Genomic DNA, 15,227 nt, shown 5'->3' on the forward strand with positions numbered 1-15,227 from the left:
GTGAAGCGTCCCGCCACAATGCGGCGGGATCGGTCTTTTCCCGATACGGGCGGCGTCGCGGCCACACTCTCGAGGGGATGAACGGCGCCGCCCTACGACCGATAAGAGGCATCGAATGATTGAACGCCACACGTTTCCACTCACAAGGCGACCGCTGCTGATGGCGTTTTGCCTTGCTCTGCTCCAGCCCCTCATCTGCGCGGAGGCACAGGCCGCCCAGCCGAACGTTCTGCTGATTCTCACCGATAACACCGGCTGGGGGGACTGGGGCGCTTATGGCGGCGGAGCGCTGCGCGGGGCGCCGTCTCCGCGGATCGACCAGCTCGCCGCGGAAGGCATGCGGCTCGAGAATTTCAACGCCGAGGCCCAGTGCACGCCGAGCCGCGCGGCGCTGATGACCGGGCGGCTCGCCGTCCGCAGCGGCGCGCAGAATGTGCCGATCGGGACTTCCTTCTACGGCCTCGTGCCATGGGAGGTGACTCTTGCCGAGGCGCTGTCCGACGCCGGATACGCCACCGGCGCCTTCGGCAAGTGGCACCTCGGCCGCACGCCCGGACGCTGGCCGACCGATCAGGGGTTCGACGAATGGTACGGCATCCCCAACAGTACCGACGAAGCCGTCTGGACGACGCCTGAAGTGCTTCAGGAGTATTCGGTCCCGGCGGACGCCCAGGTTCCGGAAGCCGACCAGCCCTGGATCATGGAGGGCCGCAAGGGAAGCGAGCCTCAGCGGGTCAAGCTCTACGATCTGAACGAGCGCCGGCTGATCGACGCCGAACTCACCCGGCGGGCGATCGATTTCATGAAACGCAACGTCAGAAGCGGAAAGCCGTTCTTCGCGTATGTGCCGCTCACGGCGACCCATTATCCCACTCTCCCGCATCCCGACTTCGCGGGAAAGAGCGGCCACGGCGACTATGCGGATATGCTGGTGCAGACCGACCACTACGTCGGCCGAATGCTCGATGCCCTCACCGAACTCGGCGTCGAGGACGACACGGTGGTGATCTTCGCCTCCGATAACGGGGTGGAGGACCCCGATGCCGGAGACGGCCAATTCAGCGGCTGGAGCGGACCTTGGGCCGGCACCTACGTCACGGCGATGGAGGGCGGCATACGGGTGCCCTTCATCATGCGTTGGCCGGGCAAAGTGCCTGCCGGCGCCGTCAACAACGCGATCGTGCACCTGGTGGATATCTTCCCGACGCTGGCGGCGTTCGCCGGAGCCAAGGTTCCCGATGACCGCCCCATCGACGGCATCGACATGGCCGATTTCTTTCTGGGAAAACGGGAAGACTCCGGCCGCGAGGGTTTCGTGATCTATGTGGGCGACGACCTGAGGGCGGTGAAGTGGCGGAACTGGAAAATCCACTACGCCTGGCAGGAGACGAAATACAGTCCGGTCGAGCGCTTCTCGACCGCGCCGAAGGTAGTCGACCTGACCCGCGATCCGCGGGAAGAGCGGCAGGCCGCCGAGCCCTACAACACCTGGATCTTTTATGCGAACACCATCACGACCGATTTCCGACGCAGCGTCGAACAGTGTCCGAACGTGCCGGTGGGCTCCCTGGACTCCTACAAACCGCCTCCCTCATGCGCCTTGGGGGGAGTATCGAGGTAATTCGGCTGGGAGGGCCTCGAATGCGCACGAAGAGGCGCATTTGTCGGCAAGGGATTGCCGACCTACTCAGCGATTGTAGATACCGTCTTAGAAATCACGATGCAAGCCCATGATTGGGATCGAACGGTCGGCCGGACTTAAGGACGCCGTAGGCCAGGACGAGGAGCTTGCGCATGGCGGCGCCGACGATGAGTTTGCCGTTCTTGCCTTGGGCTTTAAGGCGCTCGCAGAAGGCCCGGATCAGTGGGTTATGGCGCCGGGCGACGATGGCCGGCAGGTAAAGGGCCTTGCGGAGCAAGGCATCGCCGGTCTTGGACAGGCGGGTGTGGCCTTTCCACTTCCCGGACTGGTGCTCTTTGGGCGAGAGGCCCGCAAAGGCGGCGACGCTGCGCGCGTTTTCGAAGCGGTGAACGTCGCCCAGGGCGGCCAGCAGCACCGGGATGGTGGCGTCGCCCAAACCGGGGATGGTGTCGAGCAGGTCACGCCGTTGGCGGAGGTCCGGATCGTGGTCGATGTGCTCGCGGATGCGTTGTTGGGTAGCGGCGATCTCGGCGTCGAGGGTGGCGAGCACGGCTTCGATGGAGGGGCGTACGGTGGGGTCGGCCCCGTCCAGGCGGTTTTTTTCCATCTGCCGCATCTCGAGGAGGCTCTCGAGCCGACGCACTAAGGCTTGTAATGGGCGCACGGCCGGCGGAGGCGGCTGCCAGAGCAGCGGCCGTTGGCTGAGACAGAAGCGGGCGATGCGCTTGGCATCGCTTTTATCGGTCTTGGTGCGGCTCAGTTCGGCTTGGCCGAAGGCGTGGATTTGGGCGGGGTTGACCACGCTGACGGCGAGGCCGTGGTCGACCAGGAACAGGGCCAAGCCCTCACCATAGCGGCCGGTGGCCTCCAGGCACACGTGGGGCGTCGGGAAGGCTTGCAGCCAGGCCAGAAACGCCCTAAACCCTTCGGGCGTGTTCTGGAAGACCTTGGTTTTGTACTTGCCGTTGCGTAGCGCGGCGGCGTCGAACTTGGCTTTGGCGATGTCGATACCGATGGGGCTGAATGTCATAGGGTCTCCTTGGTCTGCGTTGACGATGGGGCAAAGTGCTGACCGATCGAAACCGCTCCTGCCGGGTTCAGCCTTATCCATCCAGGGTGTTGCCCAAGGCAGCCCTACGATACCGTTCGAACTCTATGGCGAGGAAGGGACGCTGGGGGACGATCTACGGCGCGGGCTTCAGGCCCAAGGTCGGCAACGTCTTGCCCAGCGTCTGGGTCCGATGATCAGTCGGAGATTCTGCCTCTTGTGGAATCCAGAATCGAGATATAAGGTCGGCAATCCCTTGCCGACGACAACACTAAACATTTTCCAAGTGTGTAGTCACAGGCCGCAGATCAATCGCTCGGCTTTGGTTGAACCTGTTTTCGCAACACCTCCACCAGCGGCGTAGGTCGGCAATCCTTTGCCGACGGAAGCGTCTCGATATATTCCTAAAGTGTGTAAAAACAAGCCACCGCTCAATCCCTCGACTTGCGCCGCCCCTGTTCTTGGAGCTCCGCTACCAGGGCTGCCCTCTCCGGATTCTCGGGTTCCAATTCGGCGAGAGTCCGCGCGTAGGAGAGCGCTTTGTGCGGCTGCCCGTTGTCTCGGTAGATGCTCGCGAGCGCAAAAAGCAAATCCCGATCGAAAGGGTGTTGCCGGAGTGCGCTCTGAAGCATCGCAATGGCCTTTTGCGCCTGCCCGACGCCGTTCAGGGCTACGCCATAGACGTAGGCATAGCGGGCGTTGCCGCGGTCGAAGCTAACCGCCAGTTTCAACTCCGCCAAGGCTTCGGACATGCGCTTCTGGCGCACCCGCAGCAATCCGACCGCATGGTGCAGGGCGGCGCTTTCGGGACTGCGTCGCAACGCCTCCCGCAACACCGATTCCCCCTCCGTATCGCGGCCCAGCGCGCGATAAAGATCCGCCAGGTTGACCGATGCCGGCACGAAGCCCGGGTCCTGCTCCAGAGCGGTGCGCAAGGCCGCCTCGGCCCGATCGAACCGGCGCTGGGCCGCATGCACCTGCGCGAGATTGAGGTGCGCTTCAGGACGATCCGCATTGAGCCGCTGTGCCGCCATGTATTCGGCGATACCCCGAGTCAACGCAGTCCGCTGTTCGGACATCAGGTGTTCCGCCGGAACATCGGCCAGCACCCGTGCCGCCTCGATGCGCACAGCGCGGACCCGGTCCCGGAGTAAATCTGCCAGAAACCGGAAACGGGTTTGTGGTTCCGCGCCTTCCAACGCACCGGCCGCCGCCTCGCGAACCAGCGGGTCGTCGTCGCGCAACTGCCTGCCGATTACCGAGAGGGAGCGAGGATTCGGAACACGGTCCAGGCGAGCCAGCGCACTCGCCCTGGCGATCGCCGGCTGACTTTTATCCTCGGCGAGGCCGAGCAAGCGCTCGACCACGCCGGGCGCTCCCGTGGAACCGTCGTGCAGTATTTCGGCATATCGCTGATAGCCCTCGGGCGTATGCCCGTACCACTGCTCTACCCGCTTCGCCGCCCAAGCGGGCGAATGGTCTGCATGGCATCGGTTGCAGGCGTTCGGCGTTCCCAATTTGACGGACAGATCCGGCCGCGGCACGCGAAAGCCATGATCGTGTCGCGGATCGACGATCATGTAGGTCGTCGCCGGCATATGGCATTCGATGCAGTCCGCGCCGCGGGAATTCAGCGGATGAAAATGGTGCTTGGGGCTTTCGTACTTCTCAGCCTCATGGCACTGGAGACACACCTCGCCCTCGGGAGCACGCAACCCAAGGCTGTGCGGCTCGTGACAATCGCTACAGGTCACACCGTGCCGAAACATCTTGCTCTGCAGAAACGAGCCGTAGACATACACCTCGTCGCGCATCTGCCCATCCGGGTAATAAAGACCGTCCTCCAGCAGCGCCAACCGATGGGTGTCGCCCAGCGGACGACCATGACCATAGTCTTCGGAAATCGGACCACGCCGCGAATGGCAGCGAGCGCATATTTCGATTTCCCGCGTAGACCGACGCGGCGCCGAGCGCACGGCATTGCCGCTTTCCGGATTCGGCATCCATTGAACGGACTTGCGCTCGTTGAGCGCAATGACCAAACCCTTGCTCCCATCGTCGTGGTGCTGTCCGTCGCCTTCCTTCTTTGCCCACGCGACGTGATTCGAACCGGGGCCGTGACAGGCTTCGCAAGACACGTTGACTTCCGAGAACGTGGTCGAATAGTGCCGCGCCTTGAGCTCGTAATTCTTCTTCACGTTCGTCGAATGGCACTCCGCGCACATGTAGTTCCAGTTCTGGTTTAGGCCGGTCCAGTGCAGCGGATGGCTATGGGTCACGTTCTGATCCGGGTAGAGGTGAAACCAGCGCTGCCCGCCTTCCGCCTTGGGCCGGGTGTCCCAGGCGATCCCTAATGCCTGCAGGCGGCCGCCCGGCAGCGGAATCAGATATTGCTGCAGCGGCGTCGCGCCGAAGGTGTACCGGATTTCATAGTCGCAAAGCTGCCCGTCGGGTCCGTCGGTGCGAACCATGAAGCGGCCATCGCGGCGAAAAAAGATGGTAGTCGCCCCGGCATAGGTGAACGAGGCATTGTCGAAGTCGCCGGCAACCGTCTCTTCGCTGGCGGGACGCATGGCCAGCTCGTGATGAGAGCCCCGCCAGAGCCGATTCTCTTCCTGATGGCAATCCGCGCAGACCTGTTCCCCGACGTAAGTCGGCGCCGGCGCAACGGCCTTCTCCACGGTTTTCCTCGAGCGTTCCGGAACGGTTTGCTCGGGCCGTCCCTGCCAAAGCGCAATGCCGATCACCGCGACTGTGCCAGCGACGGCCAGCGCCCGCAGAAACATCGCGCGTCGCGGTTTCATTGGGGATATCAAAGATCCGTTCTTGACCGTTCGACCGGGGGACTGGGTTCGGTGGGATTGGCCATTCCGGCCTGATCGGTGTTTGTCGCTCCGTTTTCGCATTCCTTGCTCCACTATGATTGCCGTTCCTTAACGGTCAGTTAGACCGCCGCACCAATGATTTTAGAGCGGGGGGCGCTCCGCACAAGGCTTCCATGGACCGAGAGATAGACCCGAATACGATGTCGTAGCTAAACAATCCGTAGCCGACAAACGCGTCGGATTAGAACCGCAGCAAAGTTTGTACGTAAAAGTAATCCACGTCCTTTGGATCCGGCGCGTTCGGAGCATCTTTCGCAAATTCGCCTTTGATCAGGCGCGCCCAGCCGGATTCGAACGACACGTTGGAAAACGCATCCCAGCGCGCCGAGACTTCCACCAGATGGCCGATGAAATCGCCGGAGCGGCCGGTTCTATCCTGTAGTCTCGCCGGCGTCCATTGATCCTTGTCCGATGCGAGCCAGAACATCCGGTGGGACACGAACGCCGACAAATCGCTGCGCGGATTGACGAAAAGCCGGTAACCGGGCGAATTGATATTGCTGCGGGCGAAGGCGCCGAAAATCCCGGTGGGACCGAACTCGAACCTGCGCGCCCCGTATAGCGTGTCGAAACGCTGGTTCTTGCCGTCGTTGGGATTTTCATCGCCCGTGGCGTAGTCGTACTGGGCTAAGAACCGGGGCGACCAGGGCATATCGAAGGTATAGCCCAAGGAGGCGTGTTGATACCAGGCTTCATGGGACAGATCCCGCGTGTCGTTGCGGCCGGTCGTCGCCCGAGATTCGCCGACCTGGGCGATGGTCTCCACCTGCATGTCCCATTGTCCTTTTCGCGGCGGCCTGATTAAGCGCACGCCGGGCGTGAACAAACGGCGGTTGGTGGTGGCGCCGTTGGGCCGGTCCTCTTCGTGCAAGTGGAATAAGTAGGCCTCACCGTTGATGCCCCAAATCAAGTCGGAGGCCTCGAAGAACAGGCCGGAGAAATAGGTACGGTATTCTTCCTCGTCGAATTCGTGTACCCCCTCCAGCAGATCGGCCTGGCTGGTGGGTAGCCGGTTGACCGGCTGAGTGGCGAAAGCGCGCAGTTGCCATTTCCCCTCGCCATCCCTCAATCGGAACGTCACGCCGGTAAAGGCATTGATGGTATTGCGGAAAACGTTGCGGGCGACCAGACGGCGGCTGCCCAAATTCATGGTCTGCCGTCCCGCCTTGACTTCCATTCCGAGTCCCGAATCCAGCACGTCCTCGTCGGACCAGGCGCCGTAGATCTGTAAAAAGTCCGCTTCGTTGACATGGGTGTTATTGAGCGTCGAGCCTTCGTCGGCCCCGTATTCCCGTGCATCCAAAAATTCTGCGCCGATTCTGAAAGGCTCGAAATTCGCCTCCAGAAACACACAAGTTTGCATAGGAATCTGCTGGTCGCCGCCCGAGGCTCCGGCGCGGAATTGTCCGTCCAGTACTTCATAGCGGGTGCGATGCTCTATGCTGAAGTTCAACCAGCCCGGCAAACCCAACATATCGTGCGCATTATGAGCGGGGCGCGCCGGCACCACACCGGCCAAATAATCGTTCATTTGGCTGCCGAAGCAACTGAACGGCGGACGACCGCCCGTCTTCGGCTTCTCCTCTTTTTGATCGACGGCAGCCTGACCTTGAAGGGATGCTGCGATCAGCACAACGCCGCATGCTATTTTTATGCTTCTCTTCACGAATGGCCCCAGCACAAAATTTGTTATGAAATTACAACATAAAGATGCAATACGACCAACATCGGAGCAGCGCCGAAATAACGTGTAAAATCGAATGCTTAGAAGCGGTCTTCAAACGTCACGAGCGACGTCAGGCCAAGGCGCGAAAGGGCGACCCGAAGCCACGGGACCCGCGGAGGGAACAGCCGTTAGGCTGGCCCGCAGGGCGAGCCCCAGGGATGTGGTGAGTGAAAAACAGGGATGTTTTTCATCAGCATTTTGAGCCCTTGAGCAACGCCGGCATGGCGGCGCGCAGTAGTTTGAAGACAGCTTCTTAGAGATGCGTCTCCACGCGAAACCAGCCGAACTCTTACAGTTTTCCTCGGCCAAAATAGTGTGGACATGCAACGCTTTCACCAACAGAACTACAATTTCCTGACACAGCCCATGTCCTCCAGCAATCGGGAAGGTAGCGCCTTCCAATTTCAGGACCAGCGCGTGCGCAATGCCATCGTGTACAATCTGCCTTTCAGCAACGTGGATGTCTCTTTAGCTCCCCAGACCATGCTTTCCTTTATCCGCCGCTTGAAGCAGAGCTATGAAAGTGTCTCGAAGCACGTCCCGCCGGACGATGAGGCACGCTTCCTCGAATTGCGAAGAAACTTGCAATCCATAAGCTTCGGCGAGGCGGTACTGGAAAAGGGAGAATTGAATCGGTCGAGGAAGGATCATCCGCTACAGATTGCCGTTTTAGGCCCCACGCAAGCGGGAAAAAGCTCGGTCATCAACTGGCTGCTCGAGAAGAAGCTTGCCGAAGTCAGTCCGCTCGCCGGTTTTACCGTTCATCCGCAGGGGTTTTGCATCAATCTCCCGCCCGACCGCGTGGAATGGATCGACGGCTATTTCCGGCAATACCAGCGCTGCCCTCGGGATGTGCTTCCGTCCGACCGCTACGACTGCTTCGCGCTACTGGAGACCGCAGCCGATGCGCGTCATGCCTTGAGCGGGTCCGTACTCTGGGATACGCCGGATTTCGATTCCGTCGATGCCGAAGAGTACCGGCAAGCCGTCCTGCGCGTGGCGGCCTTGGCCGACGTGGTCTTGCTAATATTGAGCAAGGACAAGTACGCCGACTTGTCGGTCTGGGAACTGATCGATCTATTGGAGCCGTTGTCTCAGCCGACCGTGATCTGCTTGAATAAAATCGAGAAAACGTCCTACCAGACTTTGGTCGGATCGCTCCAAGAGAAGTGGCGAAACGCCCGGCGGGACCCGCCTCCGCCCATCATTACCGTCCCTTATCTGGAAAACATTCAGGTCGACGACTTTGCCCTGCTGCACAGCGAGCGCACACAACTTCTCGGCGCCGTAGATCGGGCGATCCGGGAAGTCCGTCGCGAGCGGCACGCGAAGAATGCGAAGCATTTTGTCCAGGTTCATTGGCGCGACTGGCTGGCGCCGGTCAAGGCCGAGCACAGCCTCAAGATCGAATGGCACAGCTTGGTCGATGAGGCCGTCCGCGACAGCCTGAATCTTTACAAGCGGGATTATCTCAACCATCCCCACCATTACGAGACATTCCAGCGAGCGCTGGCAGAACTCCTGACGCTGCTGGAAATTCCAGGCCTCGCGGGCACGCTGCTCACGGCACGCAAGATCGTGACCTGGCCGGTGCGGCAGATCGTAAAACTCGGCCAGGCCGTCGGCGGCCGTCGCCAGCAGAGCATCAGCGGCGAGGCTGCGATCCTGCACCAAGCCGCCGAACACCTGTTCATACGCATCAGCGAAACCATTCTTCTGAAACGCGACGACGATCCGTCCCGGCAAGCCTGGTGGAAAGAGATGGCAGGACTGCTCAAAACCACGAGACCGGTCCTGACGAACCGCTACGAATTGGCTGTCGACCAATATATTCGGGCGTTTCAACCGGAGATCGAGAAAACCGCGCACAGTCTGTACGATCGCCTGCGGGAACATCCCGCAGTCTTGAATGGCCTCAGGGCCACCCGCGTCACCACCGACGCTGCAGCACTGGCCGTGGCCCTGCATACCGGCGGCATCGGCGTGCAGGATTTCATCATCGCACCGGCCATGCTCTCGCTGACGACCATGCTCGCCGAGAGTGCGCTGGGGCGTTACATGAGCAAAGCGGCGGCCGACCTCAAGCAGAAGCAGTTCAAAGCCGTGGAAGCATTATTCGACAGAACCGTTCATGCCTATTTGAACGGTCTACCGGGGCAGATGGACACCTCCCGTCAGTTCAACATTTCCCCCGAGGCCATCGAGTCGGCCGAAGCGCAACTGGTTTAAGCCATGCAAATACCCTTCGAACAACTGCTGACGACTGCAAAGGGCTGGGCGGAAAAAGCCCAAGCCGAAGGATGGCTGACATCAGGGGACATCCACGCCCTCAACGAAGTGGACATCGGAACGCCGGCGGCCCTGTTCGAAGCCGGCGCACACCGCCCCTTGGTTGCGGCTTTTTTCGGCGGGACCGGCGTCGGCAAGAGCACCCTGCTGAACCGGCTTGCCGGCCAGGGTATCGCCCGAACCGGCGTCGAGCGCCCTACTTCTAGGGAGGTGTCCCTTTATCTCCACGATTCGGTGAAAATCCAACACCTCCCGAAGAACTTTCCCATCGACCGGGTGCGCACGGCCTATCACCACGATGACCGGCGCCGGCAAATCCTCTGGATCGACATGCCCGACATCGACAGCATCGAACAGAGCAACCGGGAACTCGTGCTGGACTGGCTGCCTCACATCGATGTTTTGATTTACGTGGTCAGCCCCGAGCGCTATCGCGACGATAAAGGCTGGCGCCTGCTGCAGGCCCACGGCGGCGAGCACGCCTGGCTGTTCGTCATGAACCAGTGGGACCACGGCCACCCCGCTCAGATCGAAGATTTCGCTAAACTGCTGACCAAGGCCGGTTTCAGGAATCCCATCTTGCTCCGAACCGACAGCCGCGAAATCGAAGGAGAGCGAAAACCCGACGATTTCGAGACTTTGCAGGCCATCCTCCAGGACATGGCCGACCGCCATGTCATCCATCAGTTGGAGATGCGGGCGGAAACCTTGCGCCTCGATGCGCTTCGGGACGCTTTGCACGACTGTCTCGAAAAACTCGGCAACCGCGACGGTTACGCCGGCCTGGAACCGAATTGGTCCGGGATCTGGCAGGAAACGTGCGATGATTTGATGAAGGGCTTGGAATGGCCGATCCAAGAGGTCTCCCGCGCGTTCGTCACCCATGAAACCAGCTTGCTCCGCCGGCGCATCGATTTGACCAAATCTCCCGACGAGAAACCCCGATCCGAAAAAGCGCCGCCCGAATCGATCTTGTGGGATGACTGGGCGGAAAGCCGGTATCGGGACGCGCTGGATCATTTGATCGTCGAAGCCGGCGAACGGGGGCTTGCCGTCGTCCCGCTCAAGACGCGGCTGGACCAGTTGGCGGGCGGAGTGGGCCGCACCGTTCTCTCGGAGGGGCAGCGGTCGCTGCGGCTGGCGCTGGCCAATCCGGGAAACGCGCTGCAACGTTTCTTCCTGAAACTTTCCGGCTTTCTGACGGTTTTCCTACCGCTGATCGCGATCGGCTGGGTTTCCTACCAAGTCGTCAAAGGCTATTACGAAAGCGCGCTTTACCACCTGGGCTATCTGGGAACCGATTTCGCGATACACAGCGTATTGCTCATCGCCCTGTCCTGGCTGCTGCCCTATTTTCTTTATCGAAAGCTGAAGCCTTCGGCCGAACGCACCGCGATCAAGGGACTGCGAGACGGCATCGGGCTGGCTTTGGATCTGAGCGGCGACCGGGTGGCGGAGTTACTCCGCGAGATGGAGCAAGAGCGACAGGCCTTGATGGAAGAAGGCCGCCGGATCGCCAGCCTTTCGTCGCCAGCCCAAGTTCCCGAAGCCGTTCAGGGGTCGAAACTGCTGGAACGGGTTCTTCCGGCATCCGTCCGAAAGCGCCAGAAGACCGTCGGCTAGAACGTTGTTCATCAAGGTTTAGCAGTGTGGATCGGGAAGGTTGTAGGTCGGCAATCCGTTGCCGACGACCCGTCATGTTTCCCGCCTCGTCATGTCGGGAAAGGATTCCCGACCTACTACAGCTAACTCGTAGGTCGACAGTCCTTTGCCGACGAAGTGCCCGAGTTCGCCCGGCTTACTCCATGGCATCGAAGTAACTTTTGTCCACCCCGCATTCGGGACATACCCAATCGTCCGGAATGTCTTCCCAACGCGTGCCGGGCGCGATACCGGAATCGGGATCGCCCAGTTCCTCGTCGTAAACATAACCGCAAGCGGAACAAATGAACTTTCGATATTGGGACATGGATAACGGCTCCATTAATTGATCTTCTTATTCGAGCAATCCTGCGGGCAGCCGACGTGTCCGGCCGCTCGCATTTTTTTCAAGAGTTAAGCGAGACGGCGATCAGCCGCCTCCGATACCGTCCAGGTATTTCTCGGCATCCAGCGCCGCCATGCATCCCGAACCGGCAGACGTGACCGCCTGGCGGTAAACGGGATCGGCTACATCGCCGGCGGCGAATACGCCCGGCACGCTGGTCGCCGTCGCATTGCCTTCGAGCCCGCTCTTAACGATGATGTAACCGTCGCGCATCTCCAATTGCCCGGCGAATATTTCGGTATTGGGCGTATGGCCGATTGCGATGAAGACGCCATCCAGCGTCAAATCCTTGGACGAGCCGTCCTGTGCGCTCTTGATGCGCAATCCGGTGACCCCCGAGTCGTCGCCCAGCACTTCGTCCACCACATGATTCCACTCGATGGTCACGTTGCCGGATCGCGCACGTTCCAGCAGTTTTTCCGAAAGAATCTTTTCCGATCTAAACTTATCGCGCCGATGCACGACGGTGACATGGGATGCGATGTTGGCGAGATAAAGGGCCTCTTCCACCGCCGTATTTCCGCCGCCGATGACCGCCACGGGCTTGTTCCGATAGAAAAATCCGTCGCAGGTCGCACACGCCGATACGCCTCTGCCCTTGAACGCTTCCTCCGACGGCAGGCCCAGATAGCGGGCGGAAGCACCCGTGGCGATGATCAGGGCATCGCAAGTATATACGCCGGAATCGCCGCTCAGCCGGAACGGCCTGGACGACAGATCGGCCGTATGAATGTGATCGAAGATGATTTCGGTCTCGAAGCGTTCGGCGTGACGGCGCATGCGCTCCATGAGATCGGGCCCTAGCAGTCCCTCGGGGTCGCCGGGCCAATTGTCCACCTCGGTGGTCGTGGTCAATTGTCCGCCCATTTGGATACCGGTGACGAGGACCGGGTTCAGATTGGCGCGCGCCGCATATATGGCGGCGCTGTATCCAGCCGGACCGGATCCCAAGATCAACAACCGGCAATGTTTTTGTTCGGTCATGTGCTCCTCGGTTGGGTTATCGCAACAACAAAATACCAAGTATGACGATAAGTTTTTGGGGCGTAAACCCCGGCTCTTGATTAAATGACGCCGATTTTGAACAATACCCCGGTCATTTATTTATTTGATTTGGTGAGAATTTTGTCGCAGTTTTACAAAAAGCTCACGATCGGTCAGGATCTGGGCTCGGTACTGGTCAGAGGGCTGCGCGAAGCAGCCTTTTTGATTTACCTGGCTATTTCGTTGTTTTTCCTGATCTCCCTGATGACTTTCGACTCGAGTGATCCGGGCTGGTCGCATACTGGCACGGGCCATCCCATCGCCAACGGCGGTGGCGCGGTCGGGGCCTGGCTCGCGGATTTCTCCCTTTCCCTGTTCGGAATACCGGCTTTCCTGTTTCCTTTTTTGCTGTCCGGTTACGGCTACGCTATCTACAAAGGCCCCGCCTCGAAAGAACCCTCCGGCGCCGCGAACTACCTGTTTCGCTGGTTCGGTTTCGGGACCGCGATGGCGGCAGGCTCCGCTTTGGCCGATATTCACGTACTGCGTCTGCCGTTTCCTCTTCCCGTGACCAGCGGCGGCATCCTGGGCCAGGAAGCGGCCGGACTATTGACCGGCGCGTTCGGCACGACCGGCGCCACCATATTGCTCATCTCGTTTTTTCTGGCGGGCGTCTCGCTTTATACCAGCCTTTCCTGGCTGGGCTTGCTGGACGCGGTGGGGAAAGGCGGCTTGATGGTCGCCAACGGCTTTTTCGCCGCGTTCCGAGCGCTTGCCGGAACATCCCGGCCGGAACGGCAGCGCGAAGAAAGCGAGCCAAGGATCGACGCACCGAGAGATAAGGTCAAGCCGAAGCGAATCGAGCCCACGGTCAAACGCAAACCTCAGCCCCCGGAAGTCAAAGACACCAAAGAGCCCAAGGAACCCAGAGAACCGTTCCGGTTCCGAAAAACTGCGAAGCCGGTTAGCACGCCTTTGCCGAACGAGGGCGAACTGCCTCCGCTCGATTTGCTCAACAATGTCGCTCCGAAGGTCAGGGGCTACTCCGACACAGCGCTGGAGGAAATGTCCCAACTGGTGGAGACGATCCTCGCGGATTTCGGCGTGGAGGTCCAGGTCACCGAGGTCCATCCCGGCCCCGTCATCACGCGATTCGAAATCCAGCCGGCGGCCGGCGTCAAGGTGAGCCGGATCAGCGGACTGGCGAAAGACCTGGCGCGGGCCTTGTCTGTCACCAGCGTCCGGGTGGTGGAAATCATTCCCGGCAAATCCGTGATCGGCCTTGAAATCCCCAACGAGGAGCGCGAAACCGTACTGCTCCATTCGGTGCTTTCGTCCGAACCTTACCAGCACTCCGGCTCGCCCCTGACCCTGGTTCTCGGAAAGGACATCAGCGGCCAGCCGGTGGTGGCGAATCTGGCCCGCATGCCTCACCTTCTGGTGGCCGGCACCACCGGCTCCGGCAAATCGGTCGCCGTCAACGTCATGATCCTCAGCATGCTGTTCAAGGCACGGCCGGACGAGATCCGCCTGATCATGATCGATCCCAAGATGCTGGAACTCTCGGTGTACGAGGGCATTCCCCATCTATTGACGCCGGTGGTGACCGACATGAAGGAAGCCGCCAACGCCCTGCGCTGGTGCGTGGCGGAAATGGAGCGGCGATACAAGCTGATGTCCATGCTCGGCGTCCGCAATCTCGCGGGGTTCAATCAAAAGGTCACCGAGGCCATCGAATCCGGTCAACCGATTCGCGATCCCATGTGGTCCGCCGATCAAGCCTTGGAGGGCGAAGAGCCCCCTACCCTAACGCCCCTGCCCTATGTCGTCATCGTCATCGACGAACTGGCGGACATGATGATGATCGTGGGCAAGAAGGTCGAGGAACTGATCGCCCGCCTGGCGCAGAAGGCGCGCGCCGCCGGACTGCATCTGATTCTGGCCACCCAGCGGCCTTCCGTGGACGTCCTCACCGGCCTGATCAAGGCCAACATCCCGACCCGTATCGCCTTCCAGGTGTCGTCGCGCATCGATTCGCGCACCATCATCGACCAGGGCGGCGCCGAGGCCTTGCTCGGCAACGGCGACATGCTCTACCTGCCTCCCGGCACCGGACTGCCGATGCGGGCGCACGGCGCCTTCGTGTCCGACCAGGAAGTGCATAATGTCGTCGAGTTCCTGAAACGGACCGGGCGCGCCAATTACATCGACGAGATTACCCGCTTCTCCGAGGATGGCGGCGATTTTTCCGGTGCAAAGTCCCCCGGCGGCGGAGACGGAGAAGAGCTGGATGCGCTGTACGACGAAGCCGTGCGCTTCGTCACCGAATCGCGCAAGGCGTCCATCTCCAGCGTCCAGCGCCGGTTCAAGGTGGGCTACAACCGCGCGGCCCGGATGATCGAGGACATGGAGAAGGCCGGCGTCGTAGGTCCCGCCGAAACCAACGGAAGTCGCGAGGTCCTGGCTCCGCCGCCGCCGGACGTCTGACAAATTTGGCCGAAAACAGCGTTCCGATGCATGTTTCCAATGTGGGTTAGGCGCGCACTGCTACGAACCGTGCCGTCGCAGCTGGGCTTTCCGCGCGCCGTAACCCACCGGTTCCGCGG

At 60.7% G+C, this 15,227-nt stretch carries 9 protein-coding genes; 4 read left to right on the top strand and 5 right to left on the bottom strand.

Annotated features, from left to right (window positions below):
* Positions 1–160 precede the first annotated feature (160 nt).
* The gene (locus ACR2R1_RS09755) at positions 161–1,621 is read left to right on the top strand and encodes an arylsulfatase (protein WP_077729479.1); all 1,461 of its coding nucleotides are present in this window, start codon (positions 161–163) and stop codon (positions 1,619–1,621) included.
* 94 nt (positions 1,622–1,715) lie between these two features.
* Here ACR2R1_RS09755 and ACR2R1_RS09760 read toward each other — a convergent pair whose 3' ends face one another.
* From ACR2R1_RS09760 to ACR2R1_RS09770, 3 genes are all read right to left on the bottom strand, one after another.
* Positions 1,716–2,672 (bottom strand): IS110 family transposase, encoded by a 957-nt coding sequence (locus tag ACR2R1_RS09760; protein WP_434113898.1) that lies wholly within the window; start codon positions 2,670–2,672, stop codon positions 1,716–1,718.
* A 449-nt stretch (positions 2,673–3,121) separates the two neighbouring features.
* The gene (locus ACR2R1_RS09765; RefSeq protein ID WP_210024145.1) at positions 3,122–5,494 is read right to left on the bottom strand and encodes a tetratricopeptide repeat protein; all 2,373 of its coding nucleotides are present in this window, start codon (positions 5,492–5,494) and stop codon (positions 3,122–3,124) included.
* 262 nt (positions 5,495–5,756) lie between these two features.
* A complete protein-coding gene (locus ACR2R1_RS09770; RefSeq protein WP_156880659.1) occupies positions 5,757–7,208 on the bottom strand; it encodes an alginate export family protein in 1,452 nt (483 codons plus the stop codon).
* 414 nt (positions 7,209–7,622) lie between these two features.
* Here ACR2R1_RS09770 and ACR2R1_RS09775 point away from each other — a divergent pair, with 414 nt between their 5' ends.
* Positions 7,623–9,530 (top strand): GTPase domain-containing protein, encoded by a 1,908-nt coding sequence (locus ACR2R1_RS09775; protein WP_156880658.1) that lies wholly within the window; start codon positions 7,623–7,625, stop codon positions 9,528–9,530.
* A 3-nt stretch (positions 9,531–9,533) separates the two neighbouring features.
* Positions 9,534–11,213, top strand: a complete 1,680-nt coding sequence (locus tag ACR2R1_RS09780) for a GTPase (RefSeq protein WP_156880657.1) — start codon at positions 9,534–9,536, stop codon at positions 11,211–11,213.
* 175 nt (positions 11,214–11,388) lie between these two features.
* Here the strand turns inward: ACR2R1_RS09780 and ACR2R1_RS09785 are convergent, their stop codons facing one another.
* Together ACR2R1_RS09785 and trxB are read right to left on the bottom strand one after the other, a co-directional pair.
* On the bottom strand, positions 11,389–11,559 hold the full coding sequence (locus ACR2R1_RS09785) for a rubredoxin (protein WP_077729473.1): 171 nt from the start codon (positions 11,557–11,559) through the stop codon (positions 11,389–11,391).
* Positions 11,560–11,661: 102 nt separating this feature from the next.
* On the bottom strand, positions 11,662–12,621 hold the full coding sequence (trxB, locus tag ACR2R1_RS09790) for a thioredoxin-disulfide reductase (protein ID WP_156880656.1): 960 nt from the start codon (positions 12,619–12,621) through the stop codon (positions 11,662–11,664).
* An 84-nt stretch (positions 12,622–12,705) separates the two neighbouring features.
* On the opposite strand from trxB, the gene ACR2R1_RS09795 reads away from it, so the two are divergent.
* A complete protein-coding gene (locus tag ACR2R1_RS09795) occupies positions 12,706–15,108 on the top strand; it encodes a DNA translocase FtsK (RefSeq protein WP_156880655.1) in 2,403 nt (800 codons plus the stop codon).
* Positions 15,109–15,227 lie beyond the last annotated feature (119 nt).

The sequence above is a fragment of the Methylocaldum sp. GT1TLB genome (genome assembly GCF_051027445.1).
GTDB lineage: Bacteria > Pseudomonadota > Gammaproteobacteria > Methylococcales > Methylococcaceae > Methylocaldum.